The sequence below is a fragment of the Steroidobacter sp. genome, from assembly GCF_036402275.1.
In the GTDB taxonomy this organism is placed as follows: Bacteria; Pseudomonadota; Gammaproteobacteria; order Steroidobacterales; family Steroidobacteraceae; genus Steroidobacter.
This window is the reverse complement of the sequence record NZ_DASWTF010000052.1, coordinates 283,815-307,784: the sequence shown is the minus strand read 5'-3', so window position 1 is coordinate 307,784 and position 23,970 is coordinate 283,815. Positions and strand designations below refer to the sequence as shown.

24 protein-coding genes are annotated in these 23,970 nt (G+C 63.1%); 9 read left to right on the top strand and 15 right to left on the bottom strand.

Annotated features, from left to right (window positions below):
• Positions 1-146 precede the first annotated feature (146 nt).
• The 4 genes from VGD45_RS31805 to VGD45_RS31790 all read left to right on the top strand — a co-directional run bounded on the left by VGD45_RS31805 (position 147) and on the right by VGD45_RS31790 (position 3,308).
• Positions 147-986: a hypothetical protein gene (locus tag VGD45_RS31805; protein WP_331159441.1), complete on the top strand. Its 840-nt coding sequence runs from the start codon at positions 147-149 to the stop codon at positions 984-986.
• Complete coding sequence (locus VGD45_RS31800; RefSeq protein ID WP_331159440.1) at positions 983-2,158, top strand: succinylglutamate desuccinylase/aspartoacylase family protein; 1,176 nt, start codon at positions 983-985, stop codon at positions 2,156-2,158. The genes VGD45_RS31805 and VGD45_RS31800 overlap by 4 nt, the downstream gene beginning before the upstream one ends.
• 30 nt (positions 2,159-2,188) lie before the next feature.
• Positions 2,189-2,722, top strand: coding sequence for an NUDIX hydrolase (locus VGD45_RS31795; protein WP_331159439.1), 534 nt, complete (start codon positions 2,189-2,191; stop codon positions 2,720-2,722).
• Between the two features lie 211 nt (positions 2,723-2,933).
• Positions 2,934-3,308: a hypothetical protein gene (locus tag VGD45_RS31790; RefSeq protein ID WP_331159438.1), complete on the top strand. Its 375-nt coding sequence runs from the start codon at positions 2,934-2,936 to the stop codon at positions 3,306-3,308.
• A 28-nt stretch (positions 3,309-3,336) separates the two neighbouring features.
• On the opposite strand, the gene VGD45_RS31785 is transcribed toward VGD45_RS31790, so the two are convergent.
• From VGD45_RS31785 to VGD45_RS31755, 7 genes are all read right to left on the bottom strand, one after another.
• A complete protein-coding gene (locus VGD45_RS31785; RefSeq protein ID WP_331159437.1) occupies positions 3,337-3,990 on the bottom strand; it encodes a hypothetical protein in 654 nt (217 codons plus the stop codon).
• 1 nt (position 3,991) lies between these two features.
• Complete coding sequence (locus VGD45_RS31780; RefSeq protein ID WP_331159436.1) at positions 3,992-4,618, bottom strand: hypothetical protein; 627 nt, start codon at positions 4,616-4,618, stop codon at positions 3,992-3,994.
• Positions 4,619-4,825: 207 nt separating this feature from the next.
• On the bottom strand, positions 4,826-5,389 hold the full coding sequence (locus VGD45_RS31775; protein ID WP_331159435.1) for a hypothetical protein: 564 nt from the start codon (positions 5,387-5,389) through the stop codon (positions 4,826-4,828).
• A gap of 12 nt (positions 5,390-5,401) precedes the next feature.
• A complete protein-coding gene (locus VGD45_RS31770) occupies positions 5,402-6,691 on the bottom strand; it encodes a putative porin (RefSeq protein WP_331159434.1) in 1,290 nt (429 codons plus the stop codon).
• Positions 6,692-6,925: 234 nt separating this feature from the next.
• The gene (locus tag VGD45_RS31765) at positions 6,926-7,243 is read right to left on the bottom strand and encodes an RNA-binding protein (protein ID WP_331159433.1); all 318 of its coding nucleotides are present in this window, start codon (positions 7,241-7,243) and stop codon (positions 6,926-6,928) included.
• Positions 7,244-7,648: 405 nt separating this feature from the next.
• Positions 7,649-8,356 carry an HAD family hydrolase gene (locus VGD45_RS31760; RefSeq protein WP_331159432.1) on the bottom strand — a complete coding sequence of 236 codons (708 nt, stop codon included), beginning with the start codon at positions 8,354-8,356 and terminating at the stop codon, positions 7,649-7,651.
• The gene (locus VGD45_RS31755; protein WP_331159431.1) at positions 8,353-9,546 is read right to left on the bottom strand and encodes an O-succinylhomoserine sulfhydrylase; all 1,194 of its coding nucleotides are present in this window, start codon (positions 9,544-9,546) and stop codon (positions 8,353-8,355) included. Before VGD45_RS31755 ends, VGD45_RS31760 begins: the two co-directional genes overlap by 4 nt.
• An 81-nt stretch (positions 9,547-9,627) precedes the next feature.
• On the opposite strand from VGD45_RS31755, the gene VGD45_RS31750 reads away from it, so the two are divergent.
• The 3 genes from VGD45_RS31750 to VGD45_RS31740 all read left to right on the top strand — a co-directional run bounded on the left by VGD45_RS31750 (position 9,628) and on the right by VGD45_RS31740 (position 13,770).
• Entirely contained in the window at positions 9,628-10,317 is a 690-nt protein-coding gene (locus VGD45_RS31750; RefSeq protein WP_331159430.1) for a glutathione S-transferase family protein, read from the top strand.
• Between the two features lie 112 nt (positions 10,318-10,429).
• Positions 10,430-11,614, top strand: a complete 1,185-nt coding sequence (locus tag VGD45_RS31745; protein WP_331159429.1) for an FIST signal transduction protein — start codon at positions 10,430-10,432, stop codon at positions 11,612-11,614.
• 68 nt (positions 11,615-11,682) lie between these two features.
• Positions 11,683-13,770: a S9 family peptidase gene (locus tag VGD45_RS31740; RefSeq protein WP_331159450.1), complete on the top strand. Its 2,088-nt coding sequence runs from the start codon at positions 11,683-11,685 to the stop codon at positions 13,768-13,770.
• Here the strand turns inward: VGD45_RS31740 and VGD45_RS31735 are convergent, their stop codons facing one another.
• From VGD45_RS31735 to VGD45_RS31725, 3 genes are read right to left on the bottom strand one after another with little or no spacing between them, the layout of a single operon-like run.
• On the bottom strand, positions 13,771-14,808 hold the full coding sequence (locus tag VGD45_RS31735; protein WP_331159428.1) for a hypothetical protein: 1,038 nt from the start codon (positions 14,806-14,808) through the stop codon (positions 13,771-13,773).
• Between the two features lie 24 nt (positions 14,809-14,832).
• Positions 14,833-15,906, bottom strand: coding sequence for a putative zinc-binding metallopeptidase (locus VGD45_RS31730; RefSeq protein ID WP_331159427.1), 1,074 nt, complete (start codon positions 15,904-15,906; stop codon positions 14,833-14,835).
• Between the two features lie 9 nt (positions 15,907-15,915).
• Positions 15,916-17,349: an ADP-ribosylglycohydrolase family protein gene (locus VGD45_RS31725; RefSeq protein ID WP_331159426.1), complete on the bottom strand. Its 1,434-nt coding sequence runs from the start codon at positions 17,347-17,349 to the stop codon at positions 15,916-15,918.
• 156 nt (positions 17,350-17,505) lie between these two features.
• Here VGD45_RS31725 and msrB point away from each other — a divergent pair, with 156 nt between their 5' ends.
• Positions 17,506-17,979 (top strand): peptide-methionine (R)-S-oxide reductase MsrB, encoded by a 474-nt coding sequence (gene msrB / locus VGD45_RS31720; protein ID WP_331159425.1) that lies wholly within the window; start codon positions 17,506-17,508, stop codon positions 17,977-17,979.
• A 4-nt stretch (positions 17,980-17,983) separates the two neighbouring features.
• Here the strand turns inward: msrB and VGD45_RS31715 are convergent, their stop codons facing one another.
• The gene (locus VGD45_RS31715) at positions 17,984-18,532 is read right to left on the bottom strand and encodes a TIGR00645 family protein (RefSeq protein ID WP_331159424.1); all 549 of its coding nucleotides are present in this window, start codon (positions 18,530-18,532) and stop codon (positions 17,984-17,986) included.
• A 204-nt stretch (positions 18,533-18,736) separates the two neighbouring features.
• On the opposite strand from VGD45_RS31715, the gene VGD45_RS31710 reads away from it, so the two are divergent.
• Entirely contained in the window at positions 18,737-20,029 is a 1,293-nt protein-coding gene (locus VGD45_RS31710; protein ID WP_331159423.1) for a sensor histidine kinase, read from the top strand.
• Here the strand turns inward: VGD45_RS31710 and VGD45_RS31705 are convergent, their stop codons facing one another.
• From VGD45_RS31705 to VGD45_RS31690, 4 genes are all read right to left on the bottom strand, one after another.
• Positions 20,030-20,953: a hypothetical protein gene (locus VGD45_RS31705; protein ID WP_331159422.1), complete on the bottom strand. Its 924-nt coding sequence runs from the start codon at positions 20,951-20,953 to the stop codon at positions 20,030-20,032. It lies immediately after the preceding gene.
• Positions 20,950-21,645, bottom strand: a complete 696-nt coding sequence (locus VGD45_RS31700) for an RNA polymerase sigma factor (protein ID WP_331159421.1) — start codon at positions 21,643-21,645, stop codon at positions 20,950-20,952. The genes VGD45_RS31705 and VGD45_RS31700 overlap by 4 nt, the downstream gene beginning before the upstream one ends.
• A gap of 23 nt (positions 21,646-21,668) precedes the next feature.
• Complete coding sequence (locus VGD45_RS31695; RefSeq protein ID WP_331159420.1) at positions 21,669-23,459, bottom strand: VWA domain-containing protein; 1,791 nt, start codon at positions 23,457-23,459, stop codon at positions 21,669-21,671.
• An 85-nt stretch (positions 23,460-23,544) separates the two neighbouring features.
• Positions 23,545-23,964, bottom strand: a complete 420-nt coding sequence (locus VGD45_RS31690; protein ID WP_331159419.1) for an MGMT family protein — start codon at positions 23,962-23,964, stop codon at positions 23,545-23,547.
• Positions 23,965-23,970: the final 6 nt, after the last annotated feature.

Below are 23,970 nucleotides of genomic sequence, written 5' to 3'. Positions count from 1 at the left end.
GCGCACGCCGGCTGCTGGGACTGAACTGGCGCCGATCGCGAATCGGTCGTGCGCCGCGCTTCTCGCAGGGGCGCGGCGTATGGCCGGTTTTGATTTACACGCGCCGATTCCACTATCTTCGCGACTCCAAGTCGCGAGGAGAAGGAATGAAATTGCCGTGCGCCGCCCCGTTGTTCAGCTGGCTGGTTCTGGCGGCGGTGTTTCTGACGGGTTGCACGACTTCGCCGACCACCGATCCGGCGACCGCCACCGCGCTGGACGCGATCCTCGCCGGCCAGCACCGCGTTCGAGAGCACCGGGCCCGCGATCCCTACCGTCACCCCAAAGAGACATTGCAGTTTTTCGGCATCCGTCAGGACATGACGGTGGTCGAAGTGTGGCCCGGCGCCGGCTGGTACACCGAGATTATCGCGCCCTTGTTACGGGATCGTGGCCAGCTCTACGTGGCCTTGCTCGATCCGGCCTCGGGCGAATATGCGAAGAACACCGTCGAGACGTATCGAAGCAAGCTTCAGCTGCGGCCGGATCTTTACGGCAAAGTCGTCACCACCACCCTCGCCGCGCCGCCGGCCAAGAACGAGATCGCCCCGCCCGGCTCCGCCGATCTGGTGCTCACGTTTCGTAATCTGCACAACTGGATGATGTTCGGCTGGGAGCGCGATGCGCTCGCGGCCATGCATGCCGCACTCAAGCCCGGCGGCGTGCTCGGCGTGGTCGCGCATCGTGGCGACCCGACGATTCCACAGGATCCGAAGGCCGCCTCGGGTTATGTGCGCGAGGACTACGCGATCGGCATGATCGAAGCCGCCGGCTTCCGCCTGGTCGAGCGCTCCGAGATCAACGCCAATCCCAAGGACACCAAGAACTACGAGCAAGGCGTCTGGGCGCTGCCGCCGAACTTCGCCGATGGCGACGAGGCGCGTTACAAACAAATCGGCGAGAGCGATCGGTTCACGCTGAAGTTCGTCAAGGTCGCCCAGCCATGAACAAGGCCATGAACGGGGCCATGAAGCGCTGGCTCGCGATCCTGAGCTGCCTGCTCGGCTCAGTCGTCCACGCTGCCGAAGAACCCGCGGCGCCGACGCCCGCGCCCGCGACGATGGAAGGTTCCGAGACACTCAAACCCAAAGGCCGGCTGCGGCTGCTGGGCAGCGAAGTGGCGCCGGGCACGCGCAAGAAACTGATCTGGACCAGCGGCGCGGCCATGGAAGGTTTCGTGTCGCCGGTGCCAGTGTTCGTGCTCAATGGCCAAGGTCCGGGGCCGGTGCTGTGCCTGACCGCCGCCGTGCATGGCGACGAGTTGAACGGCATCGAAGTCGCGCGCCGCGTGCTGGACGACATCGACGTCGAAGAGCTGAACGGCGCCATCATCGGCGTGCCGATCGTCAACATTCAGGGCTTTTATCGCGGCGCTCGCTATTTGCCCGACCGCCGCGATTTGAACCGCTACTTTCCCGGCAATCCGAAAGGCAGCGCCGCCACGCGCATGGCGCACTCGTTCTTCACCGAAGTCGTGAAGCATTGCTCCGCGCTGATCGATCTGCACACCGGCTCGTTGAATCGCACCAACCTGCCGCAGGTGCGCGCCGATCTGCGACTGCCGCAAGTGTCTCGCATGACCAAAGCCTTCGGCGCGACCGTGGTCCTGCACAGTGTCGGCGAGCGCGGCTCATTGCGACGGGCGGCCACCGAAGCGGGCATCCCGTCAGTGACATTCGAAATGGGCGAGCCGATGCGCGTGCAATCCGAACAGGTCGAGCACGGCGCCAAAGCCGTTGAAACGTTGCTTTACTCGCTCGGCATGACCAAGCAGCGTCGCTACTGGGGCGATCCCGAGCCGGTGTACTACGCATCCAAGTGGGTGCGTGTCGATCACGGCGGCATCCTGTTCTCCGACGTGGCCCTCGGCGAGCGCGTCAGTGAAGGCGAGTTGCTCGGCGTGGTCACCGATCCCATCTCCAATCAGCAGCATCGCATCTACGCGCCGACCAGCGGTCGCGTGCTCGGCATGGCGTTGAATCAGGTGGTGTTGCCTGGCTTCGCGGCGTACCGGATCGGCACCGCCACCACCCCGTCGAAGATGTCCAAACAAACTGCCGAAGATGCGGCCGAGGATGACGACGCCGTTCCCGCCGACGACACCGAGCCGCCTGGCTGAGTCGCCGCCGCAGTCCAAGAGCGAAGTCGCATGAGCATCGAAAAAGTCACCAGCATCTACACCGGCCGCGTCATCCAGGTGAACGTCGAGGAAGTGCGCCTGCCGAACGATCACCTCGCCACGCTGGAGATCATCCATCACCCGGGCGGAGCGGCCGTGGTGGCGCTCGATGAAACCAACCGGGTCTGTCTGGTTCGCCAGTACCGCCATGCCGCCGGCGGTTACATTTGGGAATTTCCGGCGGGAAAGATCGATCACAAGGAGCCGCCGCTGCAGACGGCGCAACGCGAGCTCGAGGAAGAAGCCGGCCGCACGGCGCGCGAGTGGCGCAGCCTCGGCGAGTTCCTGCCCTCGCCCGGATTTTTGACAGAAGTGGTGTATCTGTTTCTGGCCACGGGCCTGACGGAAGTCGAACACCGGCTCGAAGCCAGCGAGGTGCTGGAAGCTCACTGGCTGCCGTTCGAGCAGGCGATGCAGATGGCGCATTCCGGCGAGCTGCGCGATGGCAAATCGCTGGCCGCGCTGCTTCGCGCCGCCGCTTATGTGCAAAGCCGGACTCGTTAGAATATTTTTTGTCGGTATTTTTATCGCTACTTTTCAGGTGTCGGAGCGCATGACAGTCGGCCTTGCGCATCCGGCACTTACTTCACACTTTTGTAACTTGCCCCCACTGCTACGAAGCCATTCAATAGCAGCACTATCTAACGAGACAACATGGAAGTCTCAACAGCTGCCGCGGGCGCGGCGGTCATGAGAGCAAGCCAGGAGACCGGAGTTGAATGACGATTTGAAAAAATTCGGGTACCGACTGCGGCCGCGGGTGGTCGAGCCTGCCAAGCAGCCGGGACGCATCGCCTTCGACGATCGAGGCAATGCGGTCTACGAGTGGAACGACGGTCGCTTGAGCGAAGATGGCGAGGCCGGCGAGCGCGCCCGTCGCAAAGCTCTGGACCATCCCGGCCTGTCGATGGTGGAAGAGGAAGCGGTCGGCAACACGCCGATTCAGAACAACGCCAAGGGGCTGCGCCTGGGTTACAACCCGTACGAGAGCGGGCTGCTGCCGCGTAAGCAGACCGCGCAAAAGCGCGACCTGCGCGAGTTGTCGAAGTGGATCGAGATGAAAAAGAAGGTCGGCGGCAACCGCGACTGACTCGCGGGACGGCCCGACTTGACGCAGCTCAGACGACCAGGCGCCGAATCTTCTCCTGATGTCCGCAGCGGAAGAACCGGCGCAACTCGGCGAGCCACTTCTCCGGTTGCGAGCGGCGCGGTTGCAGATATCGCTGATCGAGGGATCGGCAGTAGCGCGCCGCGTGGCGATTGGCCTCTTCGTAACGACGCCGGCTGGCGTCGTCCAACTGCGGCAAGAAACTCACGCCATTGAACATGCGCGCGTGTAGCGCGCCTGGGAAGGCGCCAGCGCGCTGTTGTGTCATCAGCGCCACGGCGGTGGCGTACTTGTCCACCTCCGCCTGCAACTCGAGCTCCAGCAGCGACACGGGCCGGCCGCGCGCCAGGCTCCAGATCAGATAGTGGAAATGGCTGACGCCTTCGAGCGCCGTGCAGAAGTCGTGCAGATTGGCCTCGTCCAGCGCCTTCAACGGATCGTGCCGCTCCAATCGTTCGAGGACGCGCTCGTCGATGAACAAGCCGATGCGCACGGCGCCATCCTCCTGCACCACGAAGACCTGCTCGTCGCTGAGCGGGCTCTGCTGATCGCCGACGACCTCGCGCAATCGCTTGGGGTCGCAGATCAGGAAGTCTTCGGCATCGTGCTCGACGGGTGCGTCGTACAGTCGTGTGAGGAGCGACTGCATCCGACGCAGCAGCATGTCAGTGCTCCTTCCTCGCGCCCGATGGCACCGGCGCGACGCCGAGCCGCTGCAAGATCGCAAAGGCGCGTGGGCTGCCGGTCTTCAGCCAGATCTCGTACAAGCGCAGAATGTCTTTGTCGGTGTGCTGATACGCCATCTCGGCGACGTCGTTGAGCACGTCGACCAGTCGTTGGAACTTGCCGGCCAACTCCAAGAACACGGCCGCGAACGCTTGTCCGCGAATCGAGTAACGCAGGTTCTCGGCGAGCGTGCCGTACGCACGTCCGCCCATGGCGATGTGATAGTCGACGTCGACGAGCTTGCGCGCGAAGCTCTGCGCGAAGAATCCGGCAATGAACAAAGAGACATCGCCGAGACGGCGCAGCGCTTCGTCACGCTGCTGGCTGGATGGCGCCGCCGCCGCATCGGCCAGCATGTGCGCCAGTGGCCGAAGTCGCACGCCATCGGGAGTCTGCTCGTACAGTTCTTCGGAACGCGCGAACATCGTGAGCACGTTCACGACATAGTGTTCGGTGTGATCGTCCACGGCCACGCGCTGGTTACGCAGCGCCTTCTGCACCGAGTCGTGAAAGAACTCGCGCAAATTGGGAACCGCAACTACCGTTCCAGAACCCGCCTCAGCCATCGCCAGGTACCTCGTGCGTTCAAGGAAAACTCAAGGTTGCTGACCACTCGTATACATCACGCGCTACTGCGCGTGTAATCAACATGTCGGCACTCGTCGTCGAGAATTTAATCCTCTATAGGATAAGACAGTTCCCACGGCCCGGAGTGCAATGGGACTAACGATAAAAGTTCCTTAGCACTCACCGTGGATGTTTGCTGACTAGGTTTACTTCGCCAGCGCGTTGAGACTGAGCCCCACCACCAGCGAGCCGATGGGCTTGCGACCGTCGAGCACGGGCACCGCGACCTGCACCTGGCGCAGGCCGGACGACGCGTCGATTTCCACGTCGCCCTGCCAGGTCTTGCCGCTCATCGGCTGCTCGTGTTTCGGCTTGCCCTGGTGGCTCCAATTGGAAGGTTTGCCCAGGAACGCGACCTTGCCGCCGTCCGCGCCCGACAGGAACGCTTCCGCCAGGACTTCGTTGCTGGCCCGGCGCTTGTTCTTCAGCAGTTCCGCGGCGGGTGTCTTGGTCAGGCCACGCACGAAAGGATCGATCACGCTGGTGGCGCCCCACTTCGCCTGATCCATCCCCGCGGCTTGCGGCGACTTGCCGGCGTTGTAAGCCTTCACCGCGTCCACGATGGCGGCTTCGGCCGCCCAGGCCCGAATCTCCTTGGTCTTGGCGGTCACCTTGGCTTGCATCGCCGGCTCCAGACCGGCGGCGTCGGCTTGTGACAAACACAGCAGCGTTGCGAGCAACGCCGCGGTGAAGGCTTTGATGACATGCATGCTCATCGATCCTCAGAACTTGGTGTTGAAGTCGAGCATGAAGCGATCGAAGTCATATTCGCTGCCGACGTCTTTGTTGTTGACGGTCTTGAAGTAGGTCGCATTCAACGCCCAGTTCTTCAACGGCGCGTAACCGGTGCGCAGCACCCAGCCCTCGGCGTCCGGCACACCGCCGCCGAAATCCGAATCGATGTGCTGAGCAAACAACGCATCTTTCTCGACCAGCTGATAAGCGAGGCCCGTTTCCCACGTCCCCGGATTCGACGCCTTGCCGACCAGAGTGCCCATGGTGAACGCGGTGTCGTACTCCGCGTCGAGGTTCTTCGCGAAGTCGCCCCACACTTGCAGCGGCAGGCCACCGAGCGACGTGTTGTATTCGGCCATCAAACCGACGACTTGGTAGTCGTAAGCCAGACCGCCGGTGCTCGTGAGTGAATTGCCGTTCGCGCCGCCGTTGTAGAACGGACGGCGACCTTCTGCCGCGGCCAGGTCGTAGTACGACGCCGCGACCACCAGCGTGTTGCCGTGGAGATCGAAACGATTGCCGAGTTGGAGACCGTACATCTTGGTGTCGGTGGTGGTCGCGGTGCTCGCCGCCGTTCCGGTCTGCACGTCCTCATCGATCCAGTAATTCCACGCCGAGCCGAACAGCGAGCCGGCGCTATACGTCAGAGCGAGACCTTCGGGATTGATGTCGTTGTCCCAGAACAGGCTCTGCCCCGGACGCGCGAACGGCATCTTCATCTTGCCGCCGATCAAATGAGCGTCGCCGGCGATGGTCCAGTCGAAGTAGGCGAAATCGAGATAGAGAGATTTACGGGAGAACTCGCCGTCGAGTTGCACGTTGCCGCCGCGCGGGCTGCCGGGCGCGGACGAAGTCGTGATGCCGATGCCTGCGACGATGCGATCGTTTACTTTGGCTTCCGCCGACATACGCGCACGTAACAAATGTTCCTCTTCGGTCGCGGCGCCCTCGACGTCGGTCTGCTGATGACGGTAACGAGCGTCACCCTTGAGCACGACGCGGCTCGGCCAGTCGGCGGCCTTCACGGCCGGCGCAGGTGAGTCCACGCCTCTCGTCGATTGGGGGGTGAGTTGCTTGCTGACCTGCTCGGTCAGGATCTTGAGTTGACCGTTCTCGTCCTTGAGGGTGGCGTTTTCGGCTTCGAGTTTGTCGACTCGCTGCATGAGAGTTTGCAACTGCGAGCGAATCTGCGCGAGCTCGTCGGTGGACGCGGCGTCGGCAGTAGAAGCCAAACTCAAGGCAGCCGCGACGGCCGCCGCGAGTAGCTGGTTTTTCACAAAGTTCTCCGATGGGGACGAAAATCCGCCATCGCGCCGGCCTCGTCGGGCCGGTTACGCGATCGCAGTATCGTTACCGGCATGCAGCACGAGCGCTGTATGCGACTTCGCCTGATGCACCCCTCGGGGGCCCACCGGGGCCGGATCGTTATGTGAACCCCATCCCAAATAAAAAACCCCGCGGCATTGCTGCCGCGGGGTCTTTCTTAACGAAGCTAGCTTCGTTGCTGCCGCTTACCAGCGGCCGCCACCGCCGCCGCCGCCGCCCGGGCCACGGGGACCGCGGCCACCGCCGCCGCCACCACCGCCCTGGCGTTCCTGCGCTTCATTCACGCGCAGCGGACGACCACCCATGTCTTTTCCGTTCAGCGATTGAATGGCGCGCTGAGCGTCAGCACGCGGCATTTCCACGAAGCCGAAGCCGCGAGGACGACCGGTTTCGCGGTCGTTGATCAGGGCGACGGATTCCACGGTGCCGTGCTGTTCGAACAGCTGCCGAACCTGGTCCTCGTTCGCCGAGAACGGCAGGTTACCCACATAGATCTTTGTCATATCGATACAGTCTCTCTGAAAAAGCCTCGAGCGCGATCCCCCTGCTTGGGAAGCAATCATCACTGCGAGGCCTGGTTACATACGGGCTCCGCCCCTGCAACGCTCAGCCGTGCCTGACTGAGCATTACGGTTTAGGTCCCAGGCCTACGTTCGCGGTCTCGTCGGATTTTTCAGAAGTTGGCCGATAAAAGGGTCTTCAATGACCCGGCTGGCCAAGCCAGAGAAAAAAGCGGGCAAAGGCACAACGAACGGCGCGGAATTTACGCCAATCAAAGAACCAAGGCAATCGGCGACAAAGCCCGCAGGTCTTTGAAAATAGGGATACAACGGCGAATGTATCGGGACCGGGACCCGTCCTACAGGTGACTTCGCATTGGGTGCGGTGCGGACTGACACTGACTAAAGTTATGACCTGAGCCCCAACAGAGTGCTCAGCTCATCCAGGTTTCTCACCGTATGCGCCCTTTCGCCGAACTCGGCCGGCCAGGTCGCGCGCTCGCGATTGATCCACACCGGCAGCATGCCGGCCGCCCGGGCGCCCACCACGTCCAGGGCCGGATCGTCACCCACATACACAACCTGTTGGGGTTCGAGCCCGGTGCCTTCGATTACCTTGTGGAACAGCAGCGGATCGGGCTTGAGCGCGCCGACCTGCCGGGCGCACAGACTGCGCTCGAAATAATGCGCTAAACCAATGCGATCGAGGTCCGCGTTGCCGTTACTGGCGGTGAACAGGCGGAAGTGTTGCTTGAGGCGCTCCAGGCCGGGCAGCACATCGTCATAAAGCACCACTTCGTTGCGCGCCTGGATGAACGCCTCGAACGCTTCGTCGGCCATGGCCTCGGCGTAGCCGAACTCGCGGGCGTGATCCGCCAGCGTCTGCCGGCGCAAAAACGTGAAGTCATGCGCCATTTGGGGGTAGGCCTGCGCGGTTTCCTGGCGCGCTTTGCGCAACATCTCGACCGTCATCGCCGCGGTCACGCGCGGGTACCGGAGGGCGAGAAAGTCGTACATGGCCTGCTCGGCGCGCTCGATCACGGGCATCACGTCCCAGAACGTGTTGTCCAGATCGAAACAGATCCCCCGAATGCCGGACAGTTGCCCGCCCATCATCGGCCGGCAACCGCGGCGACCGCGGCCAGGCCGCGCTCGATGTCCGCTTGCAGATCGCGCACGTCTTCCAGTCCCACCGAGATGCGCAACAAACCTTCGGTGATGCCGGCGCGCTCTCGCTCGGCCGGCGTGATGCGCGAATGCGTGGTCGTGGCCGGATGGGTGATGGTGGTTTTGGCGTCGCCGAGATTCGCGGTAATGGACATGAGCCGCGTCGCATCGACGAACGCCCAGGCGCCCTGACGGCCATGCTCGACATCGAATGCGATGATGCCGCCGAAGCCACTCTGTTGACGCTTCGCCAGTGCGTGCTGCGGATGCGACTCCAAGCCCGCGTAGTGAACCTTTCGGACACCCTGTTGTGCTTCCAGCCACCGCGCTAGCTGCAGCGCGGCTTGCGAGTGCGCGCGCATGCGCAGCTCCAATGTTTCCAATCCTTTCAAAAACACCCAGGCATTGAACGGGCTCATGCTCGGCCCGGCCGAGCGAATGAAGCCGAAGACGTCCTTGCCGACCAGCTGCTCGTTGCCCAGCACGGCGCCACCGACCACGCGGCCCTGACCGTCGAGATATTTGGTGGCCGAATGAATCACCAGGTCCGCGCCCAGGTCGAAGGGCTTTTGCAGAGCCGGCGTGCAGAAACAGTTGTCGACGACGAACAGCACGCCGCGCTCGTGCGCGATGTCGGCGATGGCGCGGATGTCGGCGATCACGGAAAGCGGATTCGACGGCGTTTCGACAAAGAACAATTTGGTGTTGCTCTTGATGGCGCGTCGCCAGGCTTCGTTGTCGTCCGGCCGCACGTACGTCACTTCGACGCCGAACTTCACCAGATAACGATTGATGAGCGCGATGGTCGAGCCGAACACGCTGTCCGAACAAACGATGTGATCGCCCACCTTCAGCAGCGCCATGCAGGTGGCGAGAATGGCGGCCATGCCCGAGCCGGTGGCGACACACGACGCCGCGCCTTCCATCGCCGCCAGCCGCTCTTCGAAACACCGCACGGTCGGATTGGTGAAGCGCGAGTAAATGTTGCCTTTGGCGCTTTCATCGAAACGAGCGGCCGCTTCGGCCGCGCTCGCGAACACGTAGCTGGAGGTGGTGAAAATGGGCTCGGCGTGCTCGCCTTCGTGCGTGCGGACCTGGCCGGCGCGCACCGCGAGCGTTGCAAGGTGATGTTCAGTCATAGGACGTCTTGAAGCCTGGACGGACGGCTAGTTTAAGAAAAACCACAGCATGGTTCATTTGATTTCGCAGCAGGTCCGGGCATGGCACGCTACAGTGCGCGTTCCCTACTGCTCCCTGGCGCAACCATGCTCACTCTGGTCATCGGCAACAAGAATCTGTCCTCCTGGTCGCTGCGTCCCTGGCTGGTGCTCAAGCACTTCGGCTTCGAGTTCGAAGAAGTGAAGCTGCCGCTCGACACGCCGGCGTTCTATCGCGACATCGTCAAGTACACGCCCACCAGGCGCGTGCCGGTGCTCATCGACGGCGCTGTCAGAATCTGGGACTCGCTGGCCATCGCCGAGTATCTCAACGAGAAAGCGCAGGGTCGCGCCTGGCCCGCCAACGCGGCCGATCGCGCGCTGGCGCGAGCTGTGAGCGCCGAAATGCATTCAGGCTTCGCAGCCTTGCGCACTCACTGGCCGATGAAGGCCACTGGCGCTGGCAACGTGCAGCTGCCACCCGAGGGCGAGGCCGACGTCGCCCGCGTTCAGCAGCTGTGGCATGAGATCCGCTCGCAATATGCGCAACGCGGACCGTGGCTGTTTGGTGAGTACTCCATCGCCGATGCCATGTACGCACCAGTGGCCCTGCGCTTCCGTCACTATGGCGCGAAGTTCTCCAGCCCGGTCGTCGAGGCTTATCAACAGCAACTGGTTCAGGACGAGCACATGCAAGGGTGGCTCGCCGATGCGAAGCGCGAAGTCGACAGCAACTGGGGCGCGGCCGGCTGATCGCGATGGGTCGGTAAAAAACCGGCGCTCGCAACAGCGGTGATTGCAGAATGGCATTTAACGGAAGAATGCCTAGAATCGACCGCTCGACTCGCATTCACGCAGGAAGGCTATGCGCTGGGCATCCGCCGTCGACACCGATAATTCGTTGCGGGCCGCCGTGGAGCATGCCGCTGAGACGGTGTACCTCGGCCTGGGCAGGCAGGAGCCTGACCTCGCGATCGTGTTCGTCAGCGCCGAGCACTCGGCGCACTTCGACGCCGTGCCGGCACTGTTACAGCGAGAGTTCGAGAACGTCTTCATATTCGGCTGCTGTGGCGGCGGCGTCATCGGCGGCGGTCGCGAGATCGAGGATCGCCCGGCTTTTTCCTTGACTGGCGCGGTGTTGCCGGGCGTGCGCTTGAAGGGCACGCATCTCGACGCCGCTCAAGTGCCGCCGGTCTACGCGGAAGCTCGCGCATGGGAAGACGCCATGCGCGTCTGCTCGAGCCAGCAACCGTCGTTTCTGCTACTGGCCGATCCTTTCAGCTTCGAAGCCGAGACCTTCATCAAAGGCCTGGACCGGATCTATCCGATGGCGCCGAAAATCGGCGGGCTGGCCAGCGGCGCGCGGCAAGTGGGCGGCAGCGTGCTCTATCTGGGCAACCAGGCGTATCACTCGGGCTGCGTCGCTCTGGCCCTTACCGGTAACATCGACATCGACATGGTGGTCGCGCAAGGCTGCCGCCCCATCGGCGATCCGATGTTCGTCACGTCCGCGCACGAGAATCTGGTGCGCGAGCTCGATGGCCGCTCGCCGCGCGACGTATTGTCGGAGCTGTTCGAGCGGCTGCCAGCGCCGGATCGGGAGTTGTTCAGTCAATCATTGCATCTGGGCATGGCCATGCGGCCCGATGCGAGCGAGTTCAGCCACGGCGACTTTCTGATTCGCGGCATCCTGGGCATGGATCCCCAAAGCGGAGCGCTTTGGGTCAGCGCCAACGTGCCCTCCAACAGCGTGGTGCAGTTTCATCTGCGCGACGCCGCCACCTCGGCGCTCGACCTGGAGCGCACGCTGACCACCTACAAGGCGTCGAACCTGGTGCCGCCGGATTCCGGAGCCCTGCTGTTCTCCTGCCATGGCCGCGGCATCGGTCTGTACGGTCAGGCGGACCACGACAGCAACGCGTTCCGACGGCTGGTGGCGGATCTACCCATCGGCGGCTTCTTTTGCGACGGCGAGTTCGGCCCGATCCAAAACTCCACCTTCCTGCACAGCTACACCAGCGCCTTCGCCGTCATTCACGAAAAGAAGTAGCCCGCGGCCCAACGGCTATACTTCGGCCTTTCGCCCTCCCCGCTGAAACAGTCGGAGCCGTGCCCGTGATGCGTCTGCAGTTCCTCCCCGCCACTTGTCTGCTGTCCGCGTGTTTGTCGCTGCCGCTGGCAGCAGCCGTGGCTCAGACACCCCAACAACAGGGCTCCCGTCCCTTTACCGCGGAAGACCTGGTCCGCCTGCAACGCGTGTCCGATCCTGCCCTCTCGCCCGATGGGCGCACGGTGATCTACAGCGTGCGCGAGACCGACATGGCCGCCAATCGCGGCCGCACCGATCTGTGGGCGCTCGACCTGGCGACCAAAGGCGCGCAGCCGCGTCGCCTGACGACTCACTCGGCCAACGACAGCTCGCCGGAATGGTCGAGTGACGGACGCGAGATTTATTTCCTTTCCACCCGCAGCGGCTCCAGCCAGGTGTGGCGCTTGCCGGCGAATGGCGGCGAAGCGCAGCAGGTCACCGATCTGCCGCTCGATGTGGGTTCATTCCTTGTCGCCAGCAACGCGGGCCGCCTCGCTGTCACGTTGGAAGTGTTTCCTGACTGCGCCGACCTGCCCTGCACCGTCACCCGGCTCGCGCAAACCAAGGGCGCGAGGAACAGCGGTCAAACCTACGACCGCATTTTTGCGCGACATTGGGATACGTGGAGCGACGGCCGTATCTCGCAGCTGTTCACGCTCAAGTTGAGCAACGGCAGCGCGGTCGAGCCCGTGTCCGTGAGCAAAGCGCTCGACGCCGACGTGCCGTCCAAGCCGTTCGGCGACGCCACTGAATATACGTTCTCGCCGGACGGCACGAAGCTGGTGTTCTCGGCCCGCATCAAGGGCAAGTCGGAGCCCTGGTCGACCAACTTCGATTTGTATGAAGTCGCGGTCGACGGCAGCGGTCTGCGCAATCTGACCGAAGACAATCCGGCTTGGGATACTCAGCCGGTGTTCTCGCGCGACGGCAGTCAGCTCGCCTGGCGCTCCATGGAGCGCGCCGGTTTCGAGGCCGACCGTTTCCATATCGTCGTGCTGGACACCAAGACCGGCCAGCGGGGCGCGCTCACCAAAGAGTGGGATCGCTCGGTCGATAACATGGCGTTCTCGAACGACGGCCGCACGCTGTACGCGACCACCGATCATTTCGGCCAGCATCCGCTGTGGTCGGTCGATCTGAAGACCGGCAAGCCCACCATGCTCACCGGCCCGGGCCGGATCGAAGCCTTCAGCATCGGCGAGAAAGAAATCGTGATGGCGACCTCGTCGCTGAAATCGCCGGCCGAGTTGCAGGCGCTCACGATCAAGGGCGGCGATCTGCGAGCGCTGCCTCGCATGAACGAAGCCGCGCTGGCCGAAATCAAATTCGGCGAGCCCGAGCAGTTCACGTTCGTCGGCGCCGAAGGCGCGACGGTGTACGGCTATGTGATGAAGCCGGCCGCGTTCAAAGCGGGCGCGAAATATCCGGTCGCGTTCATCATTCATGGCGGCCCGCAGGGATCTTTCGGCAACTCCTGGAGCTATCGCTGGAATCCGCAGACGTATGCCGGTGCGGGGTACGCCTCGGTGTTCATCGACTTCCACGGCTCGACCGGATACGGGCAGGCCTTCACCGACTCCATCAGCCAGGACTGGGGCGGCAAGCCGCTCGAGGATCTGCAGAAGGGGTTGGAAGTGGCGCTACAGCGCTATCCCTGGCTGGACGGCGGACGCATGTGCGCGCTCGGCGCGTCCTATGGCGGCTATATGATCAACTGGATCGCCGGCAACTGGGCCGAGCCGTTCAAGTGCCTGGTGAATCACGACGGCATTTTCGACACCCGCGCCATGGCCTACTCCACCGAAGAGCTGTGGTTCTCGGAATGGGAACAAGGCGGGCCGGCCTACGAAGTGCCGGAGAACGTCGAGAAGCACAACCCGGTGAATCACGTCGCGAAGTGGAGCAAGCCGATGCTGGTGATCCACGGCACGCTCGATTATCGCGTGCCCTACACGCAAGGCCTTTCGACCTTCACGGCCCTGCAACGCCGCGGCATTCCGAGCCGGCTGCTCATGTTCCCGGACGAGAACCACTGGGTGCTCAAGCCCAACAACAGCGTCCGCTGGCATCGGGAAGTGGAGCAGTGGCTGGGCCAGTGGACCGGTAGCGGAGAGTAATCACTCCTCGTCTGCGCGCCACGCCGCCTGATAGTTGTTGCCGACTCGGATGATCTGCTCGAGCAACGCCGGATATTCGATGCCGGCGGCGAGCGCCGAGTCGGCGAAATCTTCCTCGCGGCTGATGTTCGGATTGCAGTTGGCTTCCAGCACGAACACGCTACCGTCCGGACGCATGCGAAAGTCCATGCGCGCATAGCCGCTCAGATACAGCGAGCGGAAAATGCGCTTGGACAACTTATCCAGATAAGCCGCGCAGCCCTCCGGCAAGTTCTGCGCGGCGCCGGTACGGATGCCGTGTTTCATCTGGTAGCGGCGATCCCACTTCACTTTGCGGGTCGCGATGCCGGACATGACCCCGCCCGGCAACGTGCCAAAGTCCATTTCCCACACCGGTAAGGTGCGCAGGCGTTCGTTGCCCAGCACGCCGACATACAACTCGCGGCCTTCGATGTATTCCTCGATCAGCGCGTCGGAGTTGGTCTGCTCGTGAATGAACTGGATGCGCTCCTTCAAACGATCCGAGTCCGGAACCACCGATGCTTGTGAGATGCCGAGCGACGCGTCCTCGGTCACCGACTTCACGAACAGCGGGAACTTGAGCTTGCGAGGCAGCCGGTACCGCTGGCCCTTGCGGATCACCGCGAAGCCCGGCGTCGGAATGCGGTGATAGGAAAGAATCTGCTTAGATAGCGCTTTGTCGCGCGAGATCATCATGCCGCGCGGATTGCAGCCGGTGTACGGCAGCTTCATCAGCTCCAGGAACGCGACCACGTACTGGTCGTACGTCACGATGCCTTGGAATTCTTCGAGCAGATTGAAAGCCACATCGGGCTTCCAGTCGGTGATGACCGAGCGCAGCTCGGAAAGATTGTCCCCCAGCCCGAGCGCTTTGACCTCGTGACCGGCTTTCTCCAGCGTCGCGGTCACATCGTATTCCGTCCTGAATTCGTCGATTTCCTTGTCACTGAGACCCTTGAGGCTGGCCGGCGGCACGAGACTCTCATGCATCAGCACCAGGACTCGCGACGGCTTCATACGGCGGCTCGCCTCATGCGGGTCTCACAGTGTGTAACGTTCGCGGTCGCGCCGCAGGATGTCGATCAAGATTCGCTCCAGTACGCCCAGCAATGCGCGCTTGGCTTCGTGCTTGGATGTATCCAGCACCAGATTCAATTCGCGGCAGCGCTGGATCACCGTTCGCAGCACATGATGCACGAGATAAGGGTACAACCGCGAGCGCCGCATCAACCAACGTTCCATTTCAGGCCGGACCTGGCGCACGAACGTGCTCGCGCGCATCCGCCTGCGCCCCTTGCGATGTTTGCCGAAGACCCGCTTGAGCCGCAAGTCATACGCTTCGGGCGTGTCGAACTCGTAGCGGGCGCGCTTGCGACGATAGTGCTCGGCCAGCGTGGTTTCGTTTTCACTCACCGGCTCGATCAGCGAGCGGTTCATCACGTGCGGCAACACGCCGGACAGCTCGCTCATCAGACGATCGACGTATTCGAGCTTGTTGAGCGCCGGCCAGCCCTGATAATCGCGCCGCCAGCGCGCTTTCGGCTGCATCCACACCGCGAAAGTCTCGGCGAAGTCTTCCGTTGGATGGCTTTGCGCATACCAGTGGCCCAGGTGGAGCACGAAGTCACGGCTGGCGGGCCGCGGCCGATAGACATTCGGATAAGGGCGGTCGGGATCGCCGAAAGTCTCGCGCCATTCCTTGCGGCGGCGAAGGCGAAAAGCGTTGTCCAGCGCATGCGCGAATTCGTGACGCATGATGCGGGTCAGCCAGCTGGCGTTGCCGCCTTCCACTTCATCCATCATGCGGCGTTCGAGACGCATCAGCCGCGGATGCGCCATATAGAACGCGATGGCAATGCCCGGAACGCCGTCGGGAGAGAACCATTCCTCCGACAACCACACGTGCGGCGCGAAACGAATGCCCCGGCGAGTGAGGTCGCGGCGGATGCGGCGGATGTGCTGATCGATCACCGTGTGCCGCAGGGTCAGGCGCAGATCGCAGAAACGTTTCTGCAACAACTCTTCGTCGGAGAGATGCACCCAGGAGGGTTCGCGCGACCGGGAACGCCTGGCCTTCTTGGGCTTGGCCTTCGTGAGCTTGGACTGAGTCGCCATCTGGATGGATCAGGCAGGCATCAAATGGCGCGCCAGTGAGCGTAAGACCGGTTCGTCCGCCAGTTGGCGTTGTAATTCGGGCGGGATCGCGACACTGCCGTGACACGCCCCGCATAGCGCGCCACTCAGCGCAGCCGCCGCGGGCGCCGCACGCGACGAAGTCAGGACGCGAATCAAAACATCGTGCAACGTCTTGCCCGACGCGAAACCATCCAACGCCACGCAGGTGACCGACACCGCGTCGTTGGCATCGGCGCACGGCTGATTGGCACGCCCACGGAACAGTTGTTTGACCGGCGCTTTGAGCTGGCGCTGACGGACCAACTGCATGGCCGGGCCGTCGAAGCTCAGCAATGTTTGTTTGCTCACGCCGGCGAACGCATCGACGAACAGCGCCGCCCAGACCCGGCACAGATCCAGCACCACGGGCGACTGCTGCGTCGTCCGCGATGCTTCCACCGCGCCTTCGATGGCCGCCTGCGGGTCGTTACGAAGAAACATCGCGACCGCGAGCGTGCGTGGCAATGAATGTGGATCGAGGTTGGCGGGATCGTGGGTGCCCGCGAGCTTTTTTCTGGACCACTGCCAGCCCGCCAACGCCCGCCGCACTTCCTGCGGCACGCCGATATTGCCGACACTTTGGGTCCAGGCGAGGTAACGCTGCATTTGATCGTCGGAATCGTTGCCGCCCTTGGCAATCAAGCTCTCGGCCAAAGCTCGCGTCATCGCGGTGCTCGCGCCCGTCGCCAGAGTGCCCGAGTCTCGCACTCTGCCACCGGCAACCAGCGTCGCCGCATCGAAGTGACTGTTCGACACCATGCTGCCGATGGCGTCGCCAATCGCCAGCCCGATCAGGCTCGCTTCGTAGCGCGCCAGCAGATCCGAGACACTCCCGGACACCACCCTTTCGCTCCACAACCGCACGAACTCGAGCTGCTCGTCGGTCTCGGGAATGGTCGGCCACCGCTTCGCGCGCCCGCACTGCTGCCACAGTTCCTGCAGACGATCGATGGCCTCTTCGCTGGCGAGGCCGCTGCGGATCAGGTGGCAGCCAATCGTGGTCCCGGTGCGACCGATGCCCGCATGACAGTGGACGTACACACGACGTCCGGCGGCCAGCTCACTGTCGATCAAATCCAGGATGCGAGCCATATGCGCAGGCGTGTCCGGCAAGCCGTGGTCGATGATGGGCAAGCGGCGGTAACGGATGTGCTGCTCGCTGAGCTCCGCCAGCAGCGCATCGTAGGCCGGCAGCTCGCCTTCCTCGGTGAGATCGATGAAGCTGTTGATGCCCGCGTGCAGCAGCTTCTGAACGCGCTCGGTAGCCTCCGCCCGCGACATCGACCCCGGATATTCACCGGCCAACAGCTGCCCCGGCCGCACCCAATAGCAATTGGGCAGCGGCACCGCGGCGGCGCCAGCAGTGAACGGGTCGGTGCTCATGGGGTCAATGATAATGGATGCGGTCGGCATAAAACCCCCGCGGCGGGGCATGCGTTCCATTCGATCGTCCAGCTGGACACCCTGCCCGCCGGGCCGCCAACCTTGACTTAGCCGACATCGCCGCCAATTCTGCGAAACCAGCCCCGAGGACTCGCCATGCAAAAGCGCACCGATCAGGTCACCACCTCCGCCAGCGGCTATGACTTGCGTCCCCTGCGGGGCGCCGAGCGGGAAAAGTTCGCGGGTTCGCTGACCCCCGAAGAGCGCTACGTCATTCTCGACCACGGCACGGAGCGCCCCTTCTGCGGGACCTTGCTGAACAACAAGCAGTCAGGGATTTACGCGTGTCGCCTGTGCGGGCTGCCGCTGTTCCAGGCGAATGCCAAGTTCGAATCCGGCACCGGCTGGCCGAGCTTTTATCAGCCCTTCGATCCCGAGCACATCACCGAGCTGCGCGACACCAGCCACGGCATGATTCGCACCGAGATCCGCTGCCGGCGCTGCGACGGCCACCTGGGCCACGTGTTCCCGGACGGCCCGCCGCCGACGCATCAGCGTTATTGCCTCAACTCCGCCTCGATGCAGTTCTTCCCGGACGGAGAGCAGCCGGAACAGCACACGGCCGCGTGAGGGGTCACACCTCGCCCTCGTGGTTGTGGGTGCCGTGAGATTTGGCGGTCATTCGATCGAGCACCCCCATCATCACCGCAGACACCACGAAGGTGAGATGGATGATGACGTACCACATCAGCGTGGGCTCGCCGCCCTGTTGCCCGTCGACGTTCGCGACGGTTGCCTTCGTTTCCATGAAGGCGCGCAGCAAATGAATGGATGAGATCGCGACGATGGACGAGGCCACCTTGAGCTTGAGCGAGTTGGCGTCGAGCTTGCCCAACCAGCTCAGCTTCTCGGCGCCCTCGTCCACATCCAGCGCGGAGACAAAATTCTCGTAACCCGAGAACATCACCATGATGATCAGGGTGCCGACCAGCACCATGTCGACCATGGCCAGCAGCATCAGCACCAGGTCCGCCTCGCCCATGCTGACCACATGGGTCAGCAGGTGGTAGAGCTCCATGAAGAACTTGATGCCGAGCGCGACCAGCGCCAGCGACATCCCCAGGTAGATCGGCGCCAGGATCCAGCGGCTGGCGAACAACAACTTTTCGATTGTTTTTTCCATCAATGCATCTCTGCCAGTCAGGCCATCTTTCGGAAAGGGGCAACGCCCTGGGCACGCCAGCCGGGGATTCTACCGCATCGCTGTGACCGTTCGACGCTGGAGGAAATCCGTCCCGCTGAACGTATTGGATGTCCGACCGTCCAAGGGTAGAGTCGATCAGCCTTCGCACGGCGGACGATCGGGCGCGGGGCGACCAGAGGCAGCATGAGTGCAGAATCTCGGCAGGAGGTAGGCAGCGGAAGCCCGGCTTCGTTCGAAGCGGCGCGCATGCAGCTGGCCAGGCTGCACGCCAGCCCAGAGTCGCGGCTGCGCGACTTGTGGCTGCAACTGGCGGAGATCGCGGCTAGCACCTTGAATGTCGAGCGCGTCGGCGTATGGATCCTGGTGGATGAAAACCGCGCCCTGCGCTGCCGGTATCTCCTGCAATTCTCCAACCACCAGGTGTTCCAGGGCGCGGTGTTGCGGGCACAGGATTTTCCAAGTTATTTCCAAGCGCTGGAGCAACATCGCACCATCGCGGCGGACGATGCGCCAAGCGCGAGCACGACCGCCCAATTGCGCGAGCCCTATTTGGAGCCGCTCGGCATCACCTCGCTGCTGGACGCTCCCATCTACCTTGGCGGCAAAGTCGCAGGCGTCGTCTGTCACGAACACATCGGCGCGCCGCGCGTGTGGACCGAAGCCGAGAGCGATTTCGCCGCGGCCGTCGCCGATACCATCACGCGTGTGTACGAGGAATACGAGCATCGCCACGCCGAGACGGCGGTGGAAAGCTATCAGCGCCACTTGATGGAACTGCATCGCATGGAGGCGCTCGGGCGCATGGCAGCGGGCGTGGCGCACGACTTTCGCGGCATCGTGAGCATCGCGCTTGGCTTCACCGAGTTGATTCGTCGCGTGCCGAATCTCGCGCCTCAGGCGGATCACTACGCTCAGCGCGTCATCGACGCCCTACAGCGAGGGCAGACGCTCACGCAGGAGATCATGAGCTTCGGCAAGGACGATCCGATCTCGCCACGCGTGCTGGATATCAGCGCCGCGCTGTCGAAATGCTCTCACATGTTTCGTGTGCTGCTGGGATCGAGCATTCGGCTGCGCGTGCGCGGCTCAGGACCAGTGAGCCGCGTATTCATGGACGCGTCGCAGTTCGAACGCATGATGCTCAATCTGGTGTTGAATGCGCGAGACGCCATGCCGAACGGCGGTGAGCTCGACATCGACTATGAAGACGCGGTCATCGGCGATGAAGACGATGAGCGCGCGACCTACGTCGCGATCTATGTTCGCGACACGGGCGCTGGCATGGATGAGACGACCAGGTTGAATGCGTTCAAACCGTTCTTCACGACCAAGGGCGACCGTGGCACCGGGCTTGGATTGGTGATCGTCGATCAGATCGTGTCACGCGCGGGTGGACGAGTGAAGATCGATAGCGAGGTCGGTCGCGGGACCACGATGCAGGTTTACCTGCCGCGGATCGCCGCCGCCGCGCCGTAGCTATTTCTTCGCTTCCCGGGCCGTGTCGTCTTCGGCTACTTCGTAGTTGGGAAAGGCGGCGAGGAAGCGGCGCCATTCGCGGTCGGCTTCTTCCTGTTTGTTGTCCTTGCGCAGCTGACGAATATCTTTCAGCCACGCCTCCGGATCTGTGTACGTCATCGAAGGCGCTGGCGCGTCTGCGACGGGCATCGCGCGGCGGAGCTCGGCGGCCAAACGCTCTTCTTCTTGCGCAGCGTCCTTCCGGAGGGCCGATGTTTGTAACATTCGTGCAGCGGCATCTGCGGACTTGGCGATGGAGTCTGCTGAACTCACTTCGAGAGGCGCGACAGGCGAGCTGAGCGGCGGACTCTCCGCGATTCTCGCGGCCTTCGTTTCGATCCGTTCAATCGGCTCGGCGGAAGGCATGAATTGAGGCGATTGGACTTCCTGTCTCGGCGGCGGTGGCGGCGCCGCTGGGGCAGCACGCTCACGCTGCGGAGAAGTGCCGCGCGCGCTATCGGCCAAGTGATTCTCTGCGACAGCTTCAGCCGCTGAATCCGCAGCAGGCGCAGCCGCTGAAGCAGCCGCCGGCGCTTCGGGCTCGGCCGCAAATTCTTCCTCGGCTTTGCTCTGCTGCTTCGCCTGGATCGGCTGCGGAGCGCTGACCATTGTTTCATCCCGCACGCCCGTCTCGATGACGATCGCCAATGCCAGCACCGCCGACGCCGCGACGGCCAGCGGCGCAGACCATCGCACCCATGCGGGTCTCTGTGACGAGCCGCGCTTCACAGCATCTTGAGCCTGGCGCAATACGAGACGATCGAGCTCCGCCGGCACTCCGGCGCCCGGCAGCTGACGATATTGCCGTGACACACTGGAATCCCCCTTCAGGTATTCATCCAGCTGCTGCTCGTCGAGCAGAGGCTTATCGGTGGGTTCAGTCATGACACGCTCGACTGCAGAGTCGGAGATTGATGCTGGCGCAGCGCGCCGCGCAGCTTGCCCAAGGCATAACGCAAGCGGCTCTTGGCTGTTTCCATGGCCACGCCCGTGACGCGCCCGATGTCCTCCAGCCCCAGCCCAGTCTCCTCGTACAAAAGAAACACGTCGCGTTGTTCCGCCGGCAGCTCGTCCAGCGCTCGTTTGAAGTCCGCGCGCAACTGCGCTTCCGAGAGCGCGCCGTCCGGACTTTCATGACTCGGCCCGGGCAGCTCGTTCGCCAGCGCATCGACATCCTGCACGCCTTTCTCCTGCGGCCGACCGGCGCGCCGGAAATAATCCACCGCGCAGTTGTGCGCGATATGAAACAGGAACGTCGTGAACTTGGCCCGCACCTCGTAGCGCTCGCGGCTGGCGATCACCTTGCTCCACACCTCCTGAAACAAATCATTGGCCACGTCCTGACTGCGACACAGGCGCTGCAAGTATCGATACAACGGCCCCTTGTGCCGCTCGTACAGTATCTCGAACGCACGCACGTCGCCCTTGCGATAGCGAAGCATGAGCGCCGCATCGTCGGGCGCCGTCCCGATGGACGACACCGTCGCGCCGGCCGGCGATGGCGCGGCGTTGACCGCGCCGCCAACCTCGCCGGCGGCAACCACGCGTTGCGTGCCAGGAGTCGATGAAAGATCCATGCACTAAGAGTATCAGCAATGGCTCATTCTGAAATCTGACTCATTTTGTCACCCGCCGGCGCATTGGACGGCGTCAGGCTGCGCGCCAGCGCCACCAGCGAGACAAACTCACGACGGTATCCGTCCCGATCCTCGCCCAGCGCGCCGCCAGCGAGCTTGGTGACATCGCCATAGTCGAAGTCACCTAGATACTTGCCGCCTCGCAGGAGCTGACCGAACGCAGCCACACTGGCCGCGAAACGAAAGTCGGTGGACAACTTATCGGCCGCCACCGCCGCATCTTTTCGGATCGGATATTCCAGCAGCTGACTGCTGTCGGAGCCCGGCTTCTTGTAACGCAACCTGACGTTGGCGAGCTCGCCCTGCCCCGCGGCCTGGTCGGGCTTCGCGCCATAGCGCAACGGATCCAGGCGACCCTTCGACCCGACGGGCACCACTTCATACAACGCGGTGACGCGATGACCCGCGCCGATCTCACCGGCATCGACCTTGTCGTTGTTGAAGTCTTCGCGCGCCAGCATGCGGTTCTCGTAACCGATCAGCCGATACTCGAGCACTTCGGACGGGTTGAACTCGACCTGAATCTTCACGTCCTTCGCGATCGTGTACAGCGTCGAGCTCAACTGAGACACCAGCACCTTGCGCGCTTCGGACAACGTATCGATGTAGGCGTAGTTACCATTGCCGGCATCGGCGAGACGCTCCATGAGCTGCTCGTTGTAGTTGCCCGTGCCGAAGCCCAGCGTCGTCAGCTCCACGCCCGTGGCGCGCTCGCGCTCGACAATGTCCACCAGCGCTTCGAAGTTCACGGTGCCGACGTTGAAATCGCCGTCGGTCGCGAGCACGACGCGATTGATGCCGCCCTTCACGAACGTGTCGTGCGCCAACTGGTATGCGCGCTCGATGCCGGACGCGCCGTTAGTCGAGCCACCCGCGGACAGGCGAGCCAGCGCTTCCTGGATGCTATGTTTCTGATCGCCCGCCGTGGGCTCGAGCACGACGCCCGAGCTGCCGGCGTACACGACCATCGAAACGCGATCGCGGCTGGTCAGTTGATCGGTGAGCAAGCGAAACGCGTTCTTCAGCAACGGCAATTTATCGGGCGAGTCCATCGAACCGGACACGTCGATCAGGAACACCAGGTTCGCCGCCGGTCGCTCCTTCGCCTGCACCTCGAACCCTTTGATGCCGATCCGCATCAGCAATGCTTGTGAGTTCCAGGGCGCGGCCGCGAGCTCGGTGGAAACACGGAACGGCGTGTCACGATTGCCGGGAGTGGCGTAGTCGTAGTCGAAGTAGTTGATCATCTCTTCGACGCGCACTGCGTCCTGCGGCGGCAGGCGACCTTCGTTGAGGAAACGACGCACGTTCGCGTATGCGCCCGTATCCACGTCGATGGAGAAAGTCGACACCGGCTGCTCGGCCGCGAGTTGAACGGCGTTGTCCTGCTGGTGCTGATACCGCTCGGTGTCGACAGGCTGCGGGGGCGGAGCAAACATCGGAGGGACTGGCGCGATGGGCGCGGAGGCGCGCCTGAGCTGCGCTTCTTCCCTTACAACCTGCTTCCCGATGGCGTCCGCGTGGGTAGCCACGATAGGCGAAGCTGAATCCTGCACCGCCGAGTGCATCCGCTGGGACTCTGTGACGACGTTGGCAATCGTCTCTTCTACTTTAGTGCCCTCCGGGGCGGCCGCGGGGGGAGGAGGAGAATACTGGGGTTGCGGCTGGACGACCTTGTCCTCCCGCTTGGCCGCGCAGGCGGCAAGAACGGCGGCAGCAATCAGCAACGATCCCAGACTGACGACCCGGTTCATGATGGCTCCCCTATCGACGCGGCTTGCGTCACGGGGATATGAACGGCGGTCGGATTCGAATCGGGTTAAGCGGTCGCCGAAATTTTCAGGCCGGTCCCCAGAGCAGTTCGTCCAGCATCTTGGCCCTGGGCGGCCAGCCGTAGCGGTCCAGATCCACCCGGCCACCCACGAAGTCGATGCCCTCATTTTCAAGGTGCTTGCGCTGGCGCGCGTAGGCATCGCTCCCCTGTGGAAACGAAATGCGCCCGCTGGCATTGATGACCCGAAACCACGGCAGCCCGCGCGAAGCCGGCGTCTGTCTCAGCACCGTGCCAACCAACCTCGCCCGCCGCGGCAGCCCGGCCACGTCCGCGACGTTTCCATATGTGCAAACCTTGCCTCGCGGAATTTTCTTGATTGCCGCGATGATCCTGGCTGCATCGCTCTCCGGCGCGACGACCGGACCTCGCTTGCGTGCAGGCTGCGTTTTCTTCGGGGCCTTTTTGGATTTTTTCTTCGCAGCCATGCGCCA

Excerpts from the sequence above, each read along its gene's own strand:
- VGD45_RS31700 (WP_331159421.1), bottom strand. The coding sequence starts at position 21,645 with ATGGATCTTTCATCGACTCCTGGCACGCAACGCGTGGTTGCCGCCGGC.
- VGD45_RS31740 (WP_331159450.1), top strand. The coding sequence starts at position 11,683 with ATGCGTCTGCAGTTCCTCCCCGCCACTTGTCTGCTGTCCGCGTGTTTG.
- VGD45_RS31780 (WP_331159436.1), bottom strand. The coding sequence starts at position 4,618 with ATGGCTGAGGCGGGTTCTGGAACGGTAGTTGCGGTTCCCAATTTGCGC.
- VGD45_RS31730 (WP_331159427.1), bottom strand. The coding sequence starts at position 15,906 with ATGGCGACTCAGTCCAAGCTCACGAAGGCCAAGCCCAAGAAGGCCAGG.
- msrB (WP_331159425.1), top strand. The coding sequence starts at position 17,506 with ATGCAAAAGCGCACCGATCAGGTCACCACCTCCGCCAGCGGCTATGAC.
- VGD45_RS31765 (WP_331159433.1), bottom strand. The coding sequence starts at position 7,243 with ATGACAAAGATCTATGTGGGTAACCTGCCGTTCTCGGCGAACGAGGAC.
- VGD45_RS31690 (WP_331159419.1), bottom strand. The coding sequence starts at position 23,964 with ATGGCTGCGAAGAAAAAATCCAAAAAGGCCCCGAAGAAAACGCAGCCT.
- VGD45_RS31735 (WP_331159428.1), bottom strand. The coding sequence starts at position 14,808 with ATGAAGCCGTCGCGAGTCCTGGTGCTGATGCATGAGAGTCTCGTGCCG.
- VGD45_RS31750 (WP_331159430.1), top strand. The coding sequence starts at position 9,628 with ATGGCACGCTACAGTGCGCGTTCCCTACTGCTCCCTGGCGCAACCATG.
- VGD45_RS31695 (WP_331159420.1), bottom strand. The coding sequence starts at position 23,459 with ATGAACCGGGTCGTCAGTCTGGGATCGTTGCTGATTGCTGCCGCCGTT.
- VGD45_RS31745 (WP_331159429.1), top strand. The coding sequence starts at position 10,430 with ATGCGCTGGGCATCCGCCGTCGACACCGATAATTCGTTGCGGGCCGCC.
- VGD45_RS31755 (WP_331159431.1), bottom strand. The coding sequence starts at position 9,546 with ATGACTGAACATCACCTTGCAACGCTCGCGGTGCGCGCCGGCCAGGTC.
- VGD45_RS31715 (WP_331159424.1), bottom strand. The coding sequence starts at position 18,532 with ATGGAAAAAACAATCGAAAAGTTGTTGTTCGCCAGCCGCTGGATCCTG.
- VGD45_RS31795 (WP_331159439.1), top strand. The coding sequence starts at position 2,189 with ATGAGCATCGAAAAAGTCACCAGCATCTACACCGGCCGCGTCATCCAG.
- VGD45_RS31710 (WP_331159423.1), top strand. The coding sequence starts at position 18,737 with ATGAGTGCAGAATCTCGGCAGGAGGTAGGCAGCGGAAGCCCGGCTTCG.
- VGD45_RS31775 (WP_331159435.1), bottom strand. The coding sequence starts at position 5,389 with ATGCATGTCATCAAAGCCTTCACCGCGGCGTTGCTCGCAACGCTGCTG.
- VGD45_RS31805 (WP_331159441.1), top strand. The coding sequence starts at position 147 with ATGAAATTGCCGTGCGCCGCCCCGTTGTTCAGCTGGCTGGTTCTGGCG.
- VGD45_RS31800 (WP_331159440.1), top strand. The coding sequence starts at position 983 with ATGAACAAGGCCATGAACGGGGCCATGAAGCGCTGGCTCGCGATCCTG.
- VGD45_RS31785 (WP_331159437.1), bottom strand. The coding sequence starts at position 3,990 with ATGCTGCTGCGTCGGATGCAGTCGCTCCTCACACGACTGTACGACGCA.
- VGD45_RS31705 (WP_331159422.1), bottom strand. The coding sequence starts at position 20,953 with ATGACTGAACCCACCGATAAGCCTCTGCTCGACGAGCAGCAGCTGGAT.
- VGD45_RS31725 (WP_331159426.1), bottom strand. The coding sequence starts at position 17,349 with ATGAGCACCGACCCGTTCACTGCTGGCGCCGCCGCGGTGCCGCTGCCC.
- VGD45_RS31760 (WP_331159432.1), bottom strand. The coding sequence starts at position 8,356 with ATGATGGGCGGGCAACTGTCCGGCATTCGGGGGATCTGTTTCGATCTG.